The 12,792-nt window shown below is 73.9% G+C and carries 14 protein-coding genes; 7 read left to right on the plus strand and 7 right to left on the minus strand.

Features of this window, described 5'->3' with window-relative positions; genetic code table 11:
- Positions 1 to 155: 155 nt before the first annotated feature.
- The 3 genes from JOD51_RS00815 (at position 156) to JOD51_RS00825 (ending at position 2,783) form a co-directional block, all read left to right on the plus strand.
- Positions 156 to 824 (plus strand): hypothetical protein, encoded by a 669-nt coding sequence (locus JOD51_RS00815; RefSeq protein WP_204606629.1) that lies wholly within the window; start codon positions 156 to 158, stop codon positions 822 to 824.
- A 68-nt stretch (positions 825 to 892) separates the two neighbouring features.
- Positions 893 to 2,338 (plus strand): phytoene desaturase family protein, encoded by a 1,446-nt coding sequence (locus JOD51_RS00820; RefSeq protein WP_204606630.1) that lies wholly within the window; start codon positions 893 to 895, stop codon positions 2,336 to 2,338.
- Position 2,339: 1 nt separating this feature from the next.
- Complete coding sequence (locus tag JOD51_RS00825; RefSeq protein WP_204606631.1) at positions 2,340 to 2,783, plus strand: SRPBCC family protein; 444 nt, start codon at positions 2,340 to 2,342, stop codon at positions 2,781 to 2,783.
- 248 nt (positions 2,784 to 3,031) lie between these two features.
- Here the strand turns inward: JOD51_RS00825 and JOD51_RS00830 are convergent, their stop codons facing one another.
- Entirely contained in the window at positions 3,032 to 3,850 is an 819-nt protein-coding gene (locus JOD51_RS00830; RefSeq protein ID WP_204606632.1) for a shikimate 5-dehydrogenase, read from the minus strand.
- Positions 3,851 to 3,950: 100 nt separating this feature from the next.
- Between JOD51_RS00830 and JOD51_RS00835 the strand changes: the two genes are divergently transcribed.
- The gene (locus tag JOD51_RS00835) at positions 3,951 to 4,889 is read left to right on the plus strand and encodes an NADP-dependent oxidoreductase (RefSeq protein ID WP_239539744.1); all 939 of its coding nucleotides are present in this window, start codon (positions 3,951 to 3,953) and stop codon (positions 4,887 to 4,889) included.
- Between the two features lie 139 nt (positions 4,890 to 5,028).
- Positions 5,029 to 5,223 (plus strand): PspC domain-containing protein, encoded by a 195-nt coding sequence (locus tag JOD51_RS00840; RefSeq protein ID WP_204606633.1) that lies wholly within the window; start codon positions 5,029 to 5,031, stop codon positions 5,221 to 5,223.
- Between the two features lie 112 nt (positions 5,224 to 5,335).
- Here the strand turns inward: JOD51_RS00840 and JOD51_RS00845 are convergent, their stop codons facing one another.
- Entirely contained in the window at positions 5,336 to 5,611 is a 276-nt protein-coding gene (locus tag JOD51_RS00845; protein ID WP_204606634.1) for a GlsB/YeaQ/YmgE family stress response membrane protein, read from the minus strand.
- Positions 5,612 to 5,745: 134 nt separating this feature from the next.
- Between JOD51_RS00845 and JOD51_RS00850 the strand changes: the two genes are divergently transcribed.
- Positions 5,746 to 6,417: a LuxR C-terminal-related transcriptional regulator gene (locus JOD51_RS00850; RefSeq protein WP_204606635.1), complete on the plus strand. Its 672-nt coding sequence runs from the start codon at positions 5,746 to 5,748 to the stop codon at positions 6,415 to 6,417.
- Positions 6,418 to 6,480: 63 nt separating this feature from the next.
- Positions 6,481 to 7,869, plus strand: coding sequence for an L-serine ammonia-lyase (locus tag JOD51_RS00855; RefSeq protein WP_204606636.1), 1,389 nt, complete (start codon positions 6,481 to 6,483; stop codon positions 7,867 to 7,869).
- Between the two features lie 33 nt (positions 7,870 to 7,902).
- Here JOD51_RS00855 and JOD51_RS00860 read toward each other — a convergent pair whose 3' ends face one another.
- Genes JOD51_RS00860 through JOD51_RS00880 form a run of 5 tightly spaced genes read right to left on the minus strand, consistent with a single transcriptional unit; the run spans position 7,903 to position 12,674 of the window.
- Entirely contained in the window at positions 7,903 to 8,739 is an 837-nt protein-coding gene (locus JOD51_RS00860) for a class II fructose-bisphosphate aldolase (protein ID WP_204606637.1), read from the minus strand.
- Complete coding sequence (locus tag JOD51_RS00865) at positions 8,736 to 9,719, minus strand: 1-phosphofructokinase family hexose kinase (protein WP_204606638.1); 984 nt, start codon at positions 9,717 to 9,719, stop codon at positions 8,736 to 8,738. The genes JOD51_RS00860 and JOD51_RS00865 overlap by 4 nt, the downstream gene beginning before the upstream one ends.
- Positions 9,716 to 10,831, minus strand: a complete 1,116-nt coding sequence (gene nagA / locus JOD51_RS00870) for an N-acetylglucosamine-6-phosphate deacetylase (RefSeq protein WP_204606639.1) — start codon at positions 10,829 to 10,831, stop codon at positions 9,716 to 9,718. Before nagA ends, JOD51_RS00865 begins: the two co-directional genes overlap by 4 nt.
- Positions 10,828 to 11,796 carry an ROK family protein gene (locus tag JOD51_RS00875; protein WP_204606640.1) on the minus strand — a complete coding sequence of 323 codons (969 nt, stop codon included), beginning with the start codon at positions 11,794 to 11,796 and terminating at the stop codon, positions 10,828 to 10,830. The genes nagA and JOD51_RS00875 overlap by 4 nt, the downstream gene beginning before the upstream one ends.
- The gene (locus JOD51_RS00880; RefSeq protein ID WP_204606641.1) at positions 11,796 to 12,674 is read right to left on the minus strand and encodes an SIS domain-containing protein; all 879 of its coding nucleotides are present in this window, start codon (positions 12,672 to 12,674) and stop codon (positions 11,796 to 11,798) included. Before JOD51_RS00880 ends, JOD51_RS00875 begins: the two co-directional genes overlap by 1 nt.
- Between the last annotated feature and the right edge of the window lie 118 nt (positions 12,675 to 12,792).

Here is a 12,792-nt window from a genome sequence, read left to right on the forward strand (position 1 = left end):
GAGTCGTCCCCACCCGACGGACGGGAGGCGCGGTGCCAGCTGGCACGGTGCCTCCCGTCCGTCGGTCCCAGCGTCCGTCGGTTCCCGCGTCCGTCGGTTCCACAGTCGGCCGGTCCCTCCGCCCGCTGGCACCTCGACGCCGGTATCGTCGACGCATGGCACTGTTCGGACGACGCAAGCCCGACGTGCGCGATCGGCCCGTCAGCCAGGTCGAGCTGAAGCGTGCGGTCGACGAGGGCTTCCTCATCGCCAGGGCAGCGGTGACCGTCGCCGTGGCGAACCGGATCATCACCAACGCCCTGCGTGACCAGGGCTACTTCGACCACGCCCTGATCGCCGACGCCGCCCGGCAGGAACTGCACCGGATGGCGGAGGAGCAGCGCGGCGACGCCGAGCGGATGCGGGAGATCCGGGTCCGGTCGAGCAAGCAGGGCGGGCGCTCGCAGCACCAGCACGACTACCGGCGCGGCGACGACCTCAAGCTCCGCACGCGCGAGGCGACCTACGAGGAACTCGCGAAGCGCCTCGACGCCCGCCGGGACGACCAGCACTTCGTCGACGGCATCGTCCTGGCCGCCCGGGCCCGCGCCTGGGACGACATCGGCACCACCGTCGTCGGACGTCTCGGCTGGGCCCAGCGTCCCGCCGACGACTACGAGGTCGGACGCGACGACCGCGTGCAGCAGCTCCTCGACGAGGACTTCGCGGCCCTCGTCGCCGAGCACCCGGTCGGCTCCGGCACCCCGGTCGGCGCCGACGAGCCGGACGCCGACGGACCGGACGACGGCACCGACCCGGCCGAGGCGGACACCACCACGAGCTGACGCGCCGCCCGTCGGCGCGCGGGTCCGCCTCGACCCGTGCCCAGCCGTCGCTCCGTAGGCTCGACCGCATGGTTGATGCGGTGGTCGTCGGAGCCGGACCGAACGGGTTGGCGGCAGCGGTCACCCTCGCTCGGGCCGGCCTCAGTGTCGAGGTCGTCGAACGGAACGACACCATCGGCGGCGGTGCGCGTACCACGGAACTCACGCTGCCCGGGTACCTGCACGACGTCTGCTCCGCCGTGCACCCGATGGCGCTGCAGTCGCGGTTCTTCCGGGCCTTCGGCATGGAGCGGCGCATCGAGCTCCGCCTGCCCGAGGTGCAGTACGGCCACCCGCTCGACGGCGGCCGCGCGGGCATCGCGTACCAGGACCTCGACCGCACCGCCGACGCCCTCGGGGTCGACGGCCGCGCCTACCGGCAGCTGATGGCCCCGCTGGTCGAGCAGGCCGACCGGGTCTCCGACTTCGCCACCGACGCCCTGCTGCACGTCCCGCGGCACCCGGTCACGGTCGCCCGGTTCGGTCTCCGCGCGCTCGAGCAGGGCTCCCGCGCGTGGAACCTCCGCTTCCGGGACGACGTCGCCCCCGCCATGATCAGCGGCGTCGCGGCGCACTCGATCCAGCACATGCCCTCGCTCGCCACCGCGGCCGCCGCTTTGTCGCTCGGCGTCTACGCCCACGCCCGCGGCTGGCCGGTGCCGATCGGCGGCAGCCAGGCGATCGTCGACGCGCTCGCCGCCGACCTGGTCGCGCACGGCGGCACGATCGAGACCGGGCGGGAGGTCCACTCCCTCGGCGACCTGACCCCGGCGAAGGCGGTGTTCTTCGACACCAGCGTGCCGTCGATGCTCCGGATCGCCGGCGACCAGCTGCCGGCACCCAGGCGCGGGGCGCTCCGGCACTTCCGGTTCGGCAACGCCGCGGCCAAGGTCGACTTCGCCCTGTCCGAGCCGGTGCCGTGGACCAACCCGGAGCTCCACCGCGCCGGCACCGTGCACATCGGCGGTACCCGCGCCGAGATCGCCGAGGCCGAGGCGCAGGTCGCCCGCGGGCAGGACCCCGACCGTCCCTACGTCCTGGGCTCCGAGCCGACCGTCGTCGACCCGAGCCGGGCACCCGAGGGCGGCCACGTCTTCTGGGCCTACGCCCACGTCCCCGCCGGCTCGACCGTCAACCACCAGGAGACGATCATCCGGCAGATCGAACGGTTCGCCCCCGGCTTCCGCGACACCATCGTCGCGACGAACAGCCGGACCGCCCAGGACATGGAGCAGTACAACCCGAACTACTCCGGCGGGGACATCGCCGCCGGTGCCGCGAGCTTCTGGCAGCTGGTCAAGCGGCCCGTGCTCTCGAGCGACCCGTGGCGGATGGGCGGCGGGATGTACCTGGCGTCCCAGTCCGCGGCGCCCGGGCCCGGGGTGCACGGCATGGCCGGGTGGCACGCGGCGAAGAGCGCCCTCCGGCACACGTACGGGCTGCCGGTGGACGTCGACCTGGCACCGAGGAGCTGACATGGCGAAGAACGTCCGGATCATCCACTGCACCCCGGAGGACGTGTTCGACGTCCTCCGCGACGGCTGGCTCTACCCCACGTGGGTGGTCGGCGCGTCCCGGATGCGCGGCGCGGACCCCGGGTGGCCCGCCGTCGGCACCCGGATCCACCACTCGTTCGGCGTCTGGCCGTTCGTCATCGACGACACCACCACCGTCCTGGAGTGCGACGAGCCCCGGCGCATGGTCATCCAGCCCCGCGGGTGGCCGATGGGCGAGGCACGCGTCGAGGTCGAGGTCGAACCCCACCCGCGCGGCTGCCGGGTCACCCTCCGCGAGAACCCCGTGAAGGGTCCGGGAACGCTCGTGCCCGGGTTCCTCGCGCAGCCCGCCATCTGGCTCCGGAACCACGAGACCGCCCGGCGGCTCGGCTGGGTCGCCGCGGGGCGCGCGCGCAGCCGCTGAGACGCCCCCGTCTGTGCGGGACGCCGCGTTCTGCGCGGGGCGCCGCGGAAAGTGGCGGCGTCTCGCGGACTCGGCGGTGTCTCGTCGTGGTGTCGGTGTGTGGCGGACGGGAGGGTCGGTGCGGGCCCGCCCCGCGCCTCCCGGCCGGGACGCCCCCGTCTGCGCGGGGCGCCGCGTTCTGCGCGGGGCGCCGCGGAAAGTGGCGGCGTCTCACACGTTCGGCGGCGCCCGCCCGCCCGCCGCCGCGCCTACGCCTCGCGGGAGAACGCGCTCGCGCGCGCGACCTGGTCCGCCGTCAGGGCGACGCCCGTGTACCGCTCGAACTGGCGCGCTGCCTGCAACGCGATGACCTCGGCACCCGTGATGACGTGCGCACCGGCGTCGCGGCCGGCATGGACCAGCGGGGTCTCGGACGGGAACGCGACGACGTCGAACACCGTGCCCGCCGCGGTGATGCGGTCCGGGGCGAAGGAGAGCGCCGCCTCCTGGTCGCCGCGCATGCCGAGCGGAGTGACGTTGACCAGGACGTCCGCGTCGCCGGCCTGCTCCTCGGCACCGACCCACGCGTACCCGTACTGGTCGGCCAAGGCGCTGCCGGTCGCCTCGTTGCGGGCGACGACGGTGAGGTGCCGGAACCCGGCCCCACGGAAGGCCGCCGTGACCGCCTTCGCCATGCCGCCCGAGCCCCGGAGCAGCACCCGGGCCTCGCGGTCGACCCCGTGTGAATCGAGGAGTGCGGCGACGGCCTCGTAGTCGGTGTTCGACGCGGTCAGGACCCCGGCGTCGTTGACGATCGTGTTGACGGAGCGGATCGCGGCGGCGGACTCCTCGAGCTCGTCGACCAGGGGGATCACGTCCTCCTTGAAGGGCATCGACACCGAGCAGCCACGGATGCCGAGCGCGCGGATGCCGGCGACCGCCCCGGGCAGGTCCGTCGTGGTGAACGCCTTGTAGACGTAGTCCAGCCCGAGCTCGTCGTAGAGGAAGTTGTGGAACCGGGTGCCGATGTTGCTCGGACGGGCGGCGAGCGAGATGCACAGCTGCATGTCCTTGTGGAGGATGGGCATGCCGTCAGTGTCCCACGAGAGCAACGATGGAGCGGTCCATCTCGCCGCGGGCAGCGTGGAGTGCGACGACCGTCACCCGCCTGGCGTACCGTGACGCGGGATGACTGCTCTCCCTGACACCATGCGCGCCGTCCGCTTCGAGGAGTGGGGCGACCGTTCCGTCCTGCACGTCGCCGACGTCCCCGTTCCCGAGGTCGAGCCCGGCCGCGTGCTCGTGAAGGTCCGCGCCGCCGGCATCAACCCCGGCGAGTCCGCCATCCGGCAGGGCGTCGTCGACGACCACGACCCCGAGAAGCTGCCGTCCGGCCAGGGCACCGACCTCGCCGGCACGGTCGCCGCGATCGGCCTCGACGTCGACGGCTTCGAGGAGGGCGACGAGGTCCTCGGCTGGTCGTGGGAGCGTTCGAGCCAGGCGGAGTACGTCTCCGTCCCCGCCGGCCAGCTCGTCCCGAAGCCCCGCCTGCTCTCGTGGGAGGCCGCCGGTGGCCTCGACGTCGCCGCCACCACCGCCGCTGCCGCCGTCCGTGCCGTCGACCCGCGCGCCGGTGAGACCGTCGTCGTCTCCGGTGCCGCCGGCGGTGTCGGGTCGTTCGTCACCCAGCTGCTGACGAACGAGGGCATCGACGTCATCGCGATCGCCTCCGAGTCGAACCACGAGTGGCTCCGCTCCAAGAACGCCCGCCCGGTCGCGTACGGCGACGGGCTGGAGGACCGCATCCGCGAGCTCGCCACGAACGGCATCGACGCCGTCATCGACACGTTCGGCGCCGAGTACGTGCACCTCGGCATCACGCTCGGGGTGCCGGCCGACCGCATCGAGACCGTCATCGCCTTCGAGGCCGCGGCCGAGGTCGGCGCCAAGGCCTCGGGCAGCGCGGACACCGCCGACCCCGAGATCCTGTCGGCGCTGGCGAACATGGTCGCCGACGGCTCGGTCGAGGTCCCGATCGCCGCCACCTTCCCGCTCGAGCAGGTGCAGGACGCCTACGCCCAGCTCGAGGAACGCCACACCCGCGGCAAGATCGTCCTGCTGCCGTAGGACGGTCCGCGCCGCGTCCCGGCCAGGAGGCCCGACCACCGTCCGGCAGGCACGTCCCGCTCCGGTGGGGTTGTCCCCACCCCGGAGTGGGGGACTGTCCGCCTACCGCGGCGCCGCCGCGCCCCGTAGCGTCGAGGACATGACGAACACACTCCACCGCCCCCGCTCCGGTCGCCTGCTCGCCGGGGTCTGCGCCGGCATCGCCGACCGCTTCGGCTGGTCCCGCACCGGCGTCCGCGTCCTCTGGGTCATCCTCAGCCTGTTCCCCGGCCCGCTCTGGATCGCCTACGTCGTGCTCTGGATCGTGATGCCGACGCAGGGCAAGCGGCGCTGATCCCGCCCGCTCCCGCCCGCTCCCGCGGGGCCGTCCCAGCGTGCGGAAGCGCCGGGAACGACGAACAGGGTCCGGACGCGTTGCAGCCGGACCCTGTTCGTCGTTCAGGCACTCAGCGGCGGCTGCGGCCACCGGCGAAGCGCGTGTAGAGGAGCAGCACGATGATCGCGCCGATGATGGAGCCGATGATGCCGGCCGGCTGGAAGAAGCCGTCCATCGGGTCGTGCTGGAAGATCAGGAAGCCGAGGAAGCCACCGACGAACGAGCCGATGATGCCGAGCACGATGGTCATCACGAGGCTGATGTCCTGCTTGCCGGGGACGATGAGCCGGGCGAGTGCGCCGGCGATGAGGCCGACGATGATGAGGCTGAGGATGAGACCGAGCATGGGCTGACTCCTTGGTGCGTTCTGCACGACCGGTAGAAGGGCCGAGCGCGTCCGTCATCCGATCGGGTGACGTCGACAACCCTTCCACCCCCAGGGGTGTTCCGTCTCACCCCTGGGGGTGGAAAGGTGGCCCCATGCCGGTCGACGCTCCCACCACCCCGCTCCTCGTGACGCTCGTCGACGACTACGACGTCGTCCTCACGGGCCTCGCGCACATGTTCGACGCGCACCGCGACCGGATCGTCGTGGCCGAGATCGACGCCAACGCAGAGCTCGACGACTCGATCGACATCGTGCTCTACGACTCGTTCGCGCAGCCGGAGTCCGACCAGCTCGAGATCGCCGCACTCGTCGCGAACCCACGAGCACGGCACGTCGTCGTCTACACCTGGAACTTCCAACAGGAGCTCGTCGACGCTGCGCTCGCGGAGGGGGTGCACGGGTACCTGTCGAAGACGCTGGGTGCCGCCGACCTGGTGGACGCGCTCGAGCGGATCGCTGCCGGCGAGGTCGTGGTCAGCCGCGCCGGACGTCGCGCCCCGAGCGCCGACGGCCTGGACTGGCCGGGCAAGGGCGTCGGCATCACCGATCGCGAGTCCGAGGTCCTCGCGCTCATCACCCAGGGCAAGAGCAACGCGGAGGTCGCTCAGCTGACCTACCTCAGCCCGAACACCGTGAAGTCACACATCCGTTCCGTCTACCGCAAGATCGGGTCCGACAGCCGCACCCAGGCGGTGCTCTGGGGGGTCGCGAACGGGTTCAGTCCGGACCACCACCGGATCGACCACTGGCTCGGTGGGCCCTGATCGACCGGTGGCCGGCCCGACCAGGCCACCGAGCCTGCCGTCCGGACGGCGTAGGGTGACGGCGTGCCGGTCTCCGTCTTCGATCTGTTCAGCATCGGTGTGGGGCCGTCGAGTTCCCACACGGTGGGTCCGATGCGCGCCGGGGTCGACTTCGCCGAGCGGGTCGCCGACCTGCCGGTCACGAGCATCCGCGTCGACCTGTACGGCTCGCTCGCCTCGACGGGGCACGGGCACGGCACACTCGGCGCGGTCGCGATCGGGCTGATGGGCCACCGGCCGGAGGACGTCGACCCCGACGTGATGGCGGCCGCGCTCGACGCCCTCGAATCCACCGGTCGTCTGACCCTGGCGGACGGTCCGACGGTCGCGTTCCGCCTGACCGACATCGTCCTGCACCCGCTGACGATGCTGCCGCGCCACCCGAACGCCATGCGCCTGCGGAGCTTCGACGCGACCGGCACCGAGACCGCCGTCGAGACGTACTACTCGATCGGCGGCGGGTTCATCGCCCGTGACGGTGACGAGGAGCCGGGCGAGGACGTCGCCGGCACCGCGATCCCGGTCGAGACCGACGCGGTGCCCCACCCGTTCTCCAGCGGGGCCGAGCTGTTGGCGGCCTGCGCGACCACGGGCCTCCCGGTCAGCGGCGTCGCACTCGCCAACGAGACCGCGACCCGCACCGAGGCCGAGGTCCGCGAGCGACTGCTCCGCATCCACGCCGTGATGGTGGACTGCGTCGACCGCAGCGTCCGTCGCACCGGCACCCTGCCCGGCGGCCTCGAGGTCCGACGCCGCGCCGCCGACTGGTTCGCGCAGCTGACCCGGGACGACCCCGGACACGACCCGCTCTTCGCGATGGAGTGGACGAACCTCACCGCGATGGCGGTCAACGAGGAGAACGCCTCCGGCGGCCGCGTCGTCACCGCCCCGACGAACGGCGCCGCGGGCATCATCCCCGCCGTCCTCTTCTACGCGCTCACCTACGTGCCGACGATCACGCCGGACCGCCGGGACGACGCGATCGTCCGGTTCCTGCTCACCGCCGGTGCCGTCGGCTCGATCTACAAGGAACGCGCGTCGATCTCCGGCGCGGAGGTCGGTTGCCAGGGCGAGGTCGGTTCCGCCGCCTCGATGGCCGCCGCCGGGCTCGCCGAACTGCTCGGCGGGACACCCGAGCAGGTCGAGAACGCCGCCGAGATCGCGATGGAGCACAACCTCGGCCTGACCTGCGACCCGATCGGTGGCCTCGTGCAGATCCCGTGCATCGAGCGGAACGCGATCGCGGCGAACAAGGCCGTGAACGCCGCACGGATGGCGCTCCGCGGTGACGGCGTGCACCACGTCTCGCTCGACCAGGTCGTCGAGACGATGCGGCAGACCGGCGCCGACATGTCGCACAAGTACAAGGAGACCGCGATGGGCGGCCTCGCGGTCAACGTCCCGCTCTGCTGACCCGGACGGTGACCGTGCGGACGGCCTCGGCGGCTACCCGGCGAGCAGCGTGAGCAGCCGGGCGGTCTCGGCCGCGACGGCGTCCCGTCCCGCGGACACGTAGCGGCGCGGGTCGACCAGGTCCGGTCGCTCGTCGAGCACGTCCCGGAGCGCCCGGGTGAACAGCCCGTTCAGGTGCGTGGAGATGTTGATCTTCGTCATGCCCGCGCGGACCGCGCCCCGCAGCTCCGCGTCGGACAGCCCGGACGAGCCGTGCAGCACCAGGGGCACCGGCACGGAGGCCCGCAGCCGTTCCACGAGGTCGCGGTCGACCGACGCCTCCCGCGTCTGCATCGCGTGCGACGTCCCGACGGCGACCGCCAGGGCGTCCACCCCGGTCGCGGCGACGAACGCCGCGGCGTCCGACGGGTCGGTGCGGACCCCGGGCGCGTGCACGCCGTCCTTGCCGCCGACCTCGCCGAGCTCCGCCTCGATCGCGATGCCCGCCGCGTGGCAGCGGTCGGCGAGCTCCCGCGTCGCGGCGACGTTGGCGTCGTACTCCAGGTGCGACCCGTCGTACATGATCGAGTCGACACCGAGCTCGATGCCCGCGTGCACGAGCGCGGTGTCCTCGATGTGGTCCAGGTGCACCAGGACCTCGACGTCGGCGGCGCGGGCGACGGCCTGGGTCGCGGTGACGATCGGCGTCAGACCGCCGTGGTACCGGATGCAGTTCTCGCTGACCTGCAGCACCACGGGCAGGCCGGCCCGCTCGGCGCCGCTGACGATCGCCTCGGCGTGCTCGAGCAGGACGACGTTGAACGCGCCGACACCCCGACGGGCGGTGCGTGCGGTGTCGAGGAGGCCGGTGAGGGCGAGGGCGGTGGTCATGTGGGGCTCCCGGTTCGGTCGAGCTGGGTGGTGAAGCGGTCGACGGCGTCCAGGTCGACCTCGCCCGCGACGGGGCGGAGGACCGCGGCGGCGCCGTACGCGGCGGCGGAGACCAGGGAGCGCCGGAGCACGTCCGGCGCGAGGTCGGTGGTCGCGCGGCCGGTCGGGGTCGTCGGGTTCGTCGGGCCGCTCGTGGTCGTCAGGGTCGTCAGTGCAAGGACGAGCCCGGCCGTGGCGGCGTCCCCGGCGCCGGTGGGGTTGCCGTGCACGTCGGGCACCGCGGGGACGGTGACGACCGCGTCGCGGGTGTGCGCGGTGATGCCCGCCGACCCGGCCGAGACGACGACGAGGCCGGCCCCGCGGGCGAGCAGGTCGAGGGCACCGGAGCGTTCGTCCGGGGCGCCCGTGGCGTCGAGGAGTTCCTCGCGGTTCGGCTTGCAGACCGTGGCCCCGGCCGCGGCGGCCTCGAGCAGCGCCGGGCCGGACAGGTCCGCGACGACGAGCAGGCCGGCGTCGACCGCGCCGCGGACCCACGGGCGGACCACGCCGGGGTCGGTGCCGCGGGGGAGCGACCCGGACACCACGAGGGCGCTCGCGTGCCGCTGGGCCGTGCGCACCGCATCCGTCACGGCGGTCCACTCGTCCGCCGAGACCACGGGCCCCGGTTCGCCGTACATCGTCGGGTGCGCGAGATCGTCGACGACGGTGACGGTGGTCCGGGTGTCGCCGGTGACCGGCACGGCCGCGGTCGTCAGGCCGCCCTGCCGGAGGGCCGTGTCGACCCAGGCCCCGGACGTCCCGCCGAGCGGCAGGACCGAGGTCGTCGCTGCTCCCGCGGCGGCGAGCACCCGGGCGACGTTGACGCCCTTCCCGCCCGGGCGGCGGACGACGTCGAGGACGCGCTGGGTGACCCCGACGACCTGTTCGGCGACGCGGTAGGTGACGTCCACGGCGGGGTTCGGGGTGACGACGACGATCACGCGGGGACCTCCAGGACGGTGGTGCGGCCCTCCGGGTCGAGGACGACGAGGTCGGCGGCGGACCCGACCGTGAGGGGTGGACGCAGGCCGAGCCGGGCCGCGGCGCGGACGGACGAGGCGGCCACGGCCTCCCGGACGGCACCGGGGTGCACGGCGGTGGCGAGGACGCGTGCGACGGCGCCGGCGACGGTGATGGTGCTGCCGGCCAGCGAGGAGCCGTCGGCGAGCATCGCGACGCCGCCCTCGACGACGACGTCGGACCCGGCGATCCGGTACGCCCCGTCGGCACAGCCGGTGGCGGCCATCGCGTCCGAGACGAGGACCAGGCGGTCGCCGGCGGCGTGCCGGACCAGGTCGACGGCGACCGGGTCCAGGTGGTGGCCGTCGACGATGCACTCCACGGTCAGTCGCTCGTCGGTCAGGGCGACGCCGACCGGACCGGGTTCGCGGTGGTGCAGCGGTGGCATGCCGTTGAAGAGGTGGGTGACCAGGGTCGCGCCGGCGTCGACCGCGCGCTGCACCTGCTCGGTGTCGGCGTCGGTGTGGCCGATCGCCGCGATGACGCCCGCGTCGGTGAGTCGGCGGATCGCGTCGACCGCGCCGGGGAGTTCCGGGGCGAGCGTCACCACCCGGAGGGCCGCACCGCCGGCGTCGACGAGGAGCTCGACCTCGGCGGCGGTCGGCGGGTGCAGCAGGGCGACGGCGTGCGCACCCCGGCGTGCGGGTGCGAGCCAGGGGCCCTCGAGGTGCAGCCCGGCGAGCGTGCCGTCGGCGACGAGCGGGCGGAGTCGGTGGAGTGCGGCGACCGTGTCCGGCACGGTGCCGGTCGCGATCGAGGCGACCAGGTGCGCGGTCCCGCGGGCGGCGTGGTGCGCGACGGCGGCGCGGGCGTCCGCCGCCGAGCACGAGGCGAAGTCGTGGCCGAGCGCGCCGTGGGCGTGCAGGTCGACGAAGCCCGGCACGACGGTGCCGCGGGCCTCGACCACGGAGTCGTGGCGGGGTGCCGGTCCGGTGCCGACCGCGGCGACGCGACCGTCGCTGACCGCGATCCAGCCGTCGACCAGGTCGGCCTCGGCGGTGACCACGCGGCGGGCGCGGACGAGCGTCGTCACGCGGACACCGCCCGCGGGTGGTCGTGGTCCAGGTGGAGGTCGCGGTGGAGGTCGCGGTCGGTGTCGCGGTCGAGCAGCTCCTGGGCGAGCAGGGCGGCACCGATCGCTCCGGCGGCGTCGCCGTGCCGTGCGCCGACGAGCACCGGGACCCGGACGCCGACCAGCCGGTCGGTCAGCGCCGCGGTGAGCGGGTCGAGCAGGAGCGGGCCGGACTGCGCGAGCCCGCCGCCGACGATCAGGGTGTGGCAGCCCGCGGCGGCCGTCAGCCAGGCGAGCGCGTCGGCGAGCACGTCGACGCAGTCGTCCCACGCCTGGCGGGCGACGAGGTCGCCGCTCCGGACGCGGAGCATCGCGGCGTGTGCGGACGGGGCGCCGCTCCGGCGGGCGACGGCGCCGGCCGACGCGACCTCCTCGACCCGGAGGCCGGCGTGCGGCCCGGCGGCGATGCGGACCTGGCCGATCTCCCCGGCCCAGCCGTCACCACTGACGACGCGACCGTCGACGACCAGGGCGCTCGCGAGCCCGGTGCCGACCGGCACGAACGCGACCGTGCCGTGGTCGAGCCCGCCGGCGTGCACCTCGGCGAGGGCTCCGGCACGCACGTCGTGGCCGAACGCGAGCGGGACGTCGGTGCCGGTCGCCCGCAGTGCGTCGACGACCTGCTGACGCACGGGGACGTCCTGCCAGCCGAGGTTCACGGACAGCACCGAGCGGCCGGCGGTCTCGTCGACGACACCCGGGACGACCAGGCCGACGGCGTCGAGGGTCGTGCCCTGCTGCCGGGCGGCCGAGCGCGCGTGCACGGCGAGCTCGGCCACGACGACGGCGAGTGCCTCGGCGGCGGGGTCGTCACGCGGGGTGGGGACGCGCTGCTCGTCGAGCACCTGTCCCGCCGGGCCGGTCAGTCGGGCCTTGATGCCCGTGCCGCCGACGTCGACCCCGAGCACTGCCCCGCGCACGGTCATCAGGTGAGGATGACCGAACGGGTGAGCGAGCGCGGGTGGTCCGGGTCGAGCCCGCGGCGCTCGGCCAGGGCGACGGCGAAGCGGTGCACGACGACGAGTCCGGCGAGGGGGTCGAGGTCGTGGTGCACCAGACGGGCACCGGTGGCGGCGACCTCGTCGGCCAGACCATCCGGCACCGGGCCGAGCGACCAGACCAGGCGTCCGGGCTGCGCGATCGCGATCGGACCGTGGCGGTAGTCCATCGCCGGGTAGGACTCGGCCCAGAACTGGGCGGCCTCGCGGGTCTTCAGGGCGGCTTCGGACGTCAGGCCCACGGCGGCGCCACGGCCGACGAACGTGACCTGCTCGGCGTCGAGCAGGTCGTCGATCGGCAGGGTCAGCGCGGTCTCGGCCTGCACGGCCAGGGCCTCGACGTCGTCACCGAGCGAGGCACGGAGCAGCGCGAGCGCGGTGGTGGCGAAGCGGGTCTGCACGACGGAGCGCTCGTCCGCGAACGGCAGCGCGACGACGTCGTCGGCGTCCGCGGCGGCCGGGCTGTCCGGGACGGCCGTCAGCAGCACGGTGCGCTGGGTCGGCAGGGCGCGCAGCAGGTCGATGATCTCGGTGGTGGTGCCGGAGCGCGAGATGGTGACGACCCGGTCGTACTGCCGGTCGGCGGGGTACTCGGAGCCGGCGAAGGCGTCGGTCTGCCCGAGGCCCGCGGACTCACGGGCGACGGCGTAGCTCATGGCGATGAACCAGCTCGTGCCGCAGCCGATGACGGCCACGCGCTCGCCGGGCTGGGGCAGGACGTCGATGAACGAGGGCAGCAGTGCCGCCGCGGAGCGCCAGGAGGCCGGCTGCGATGCCAGCTCGTCGCCCACGAAGGTGTCGGACATGGTGTCCTTCCGGTCGGACCGATCCTTGGTGATCGGATATCGGCCAGCATGACGATCGATCGTGCTCGATGCAAGTGCAAAACGTCATTTCCGATCACGCGGCGCGCGCGAACACGCC

Source organism: Curtobacterium herbarum, assembly GCF_016907335.1.
Lineage (GTDB): Bacteria > Actinomycetota > Actinomycetes > Actinomycetales > Microbacteriaceae > Curtobacterium > Curtobacterium herbarum.

Coding starts and splice junctions, on each gene's coding strand:
- JOD51_RS00835 (WP_239539744.1), top strand. CDS start 3,951: ATGACTGCTCTCCCTGACACCATGCGCGCCGTCCGCTTCGAGGAGTGG.
- JOD51_RS00845 (WP_204606634.1), bottom strand. CDS start 5,611: ATGCTCGGTCTCATCCTCAGCCTCATCATCGTCGGCCTCATCGCCGGC.
- JOD51_RS00840 (WP_204606633.1), top strand. CDS start 5,029: ATGACGAACACACTCCACCGCCCCCGCTCCGGTCGCCTGCTCGCCGGG.
- JOD51_RS00820 (WP_204606630.1), top strand. CDS start 893: ATGGTTGATGCGGTGGTCGTCGGAGCCGGACCGAACGGGTTGGCGGCA.
- JOD51_RS00830 (WP_204606632.1), bottom strand. CDS start 3,850: ATGCCCATCCTCCACAAGGACATGCAGCTGTGCATCTCGCTCGCCGCC.
- JOD51_RS00815 (WP_204606629.1), top strand. CDS start 156: ATGGCACTGTTCGGACGACGCAAGCCCGACGTGCGCGATCGGCCCGTC.
- JOD51_RS00825 (WP_204606631.1), top strand. CDS start 2,340: ATGGCGAAGAACGTCCGGATCATCCACTGCACCCCGGAGGACGTGTTC.
- JOD51_RS00860 (WP_204606637.1), bottom strand. CDS start 8,739: ATGACCACCGCCCTCGCCCTCACCGGCCTCCTCGACACCGCACGCACC.
- JOD51_RS00875 (WP_204606640.1), bottom strand. CDS start 11,796: ATGACCGTGCGCGGGGCAGTGCTCGGGGTCGACGTCGGCGGCACGGGC.
- JOD51_RS00880 (WP_204606641.1), bottom strand. CDS start 12,674: ATGTCCGACACCTTCGTGGGCGACGAGCTGGCATCGCAGCCGGCCTCC.
- JOD51_RS00850 (WP_204606635.1), top strand. CDS start 5,746: ATGCCGGTCGACGCTCCCACCACCCCGCTCCTCGTGACGCTCGTCGAC.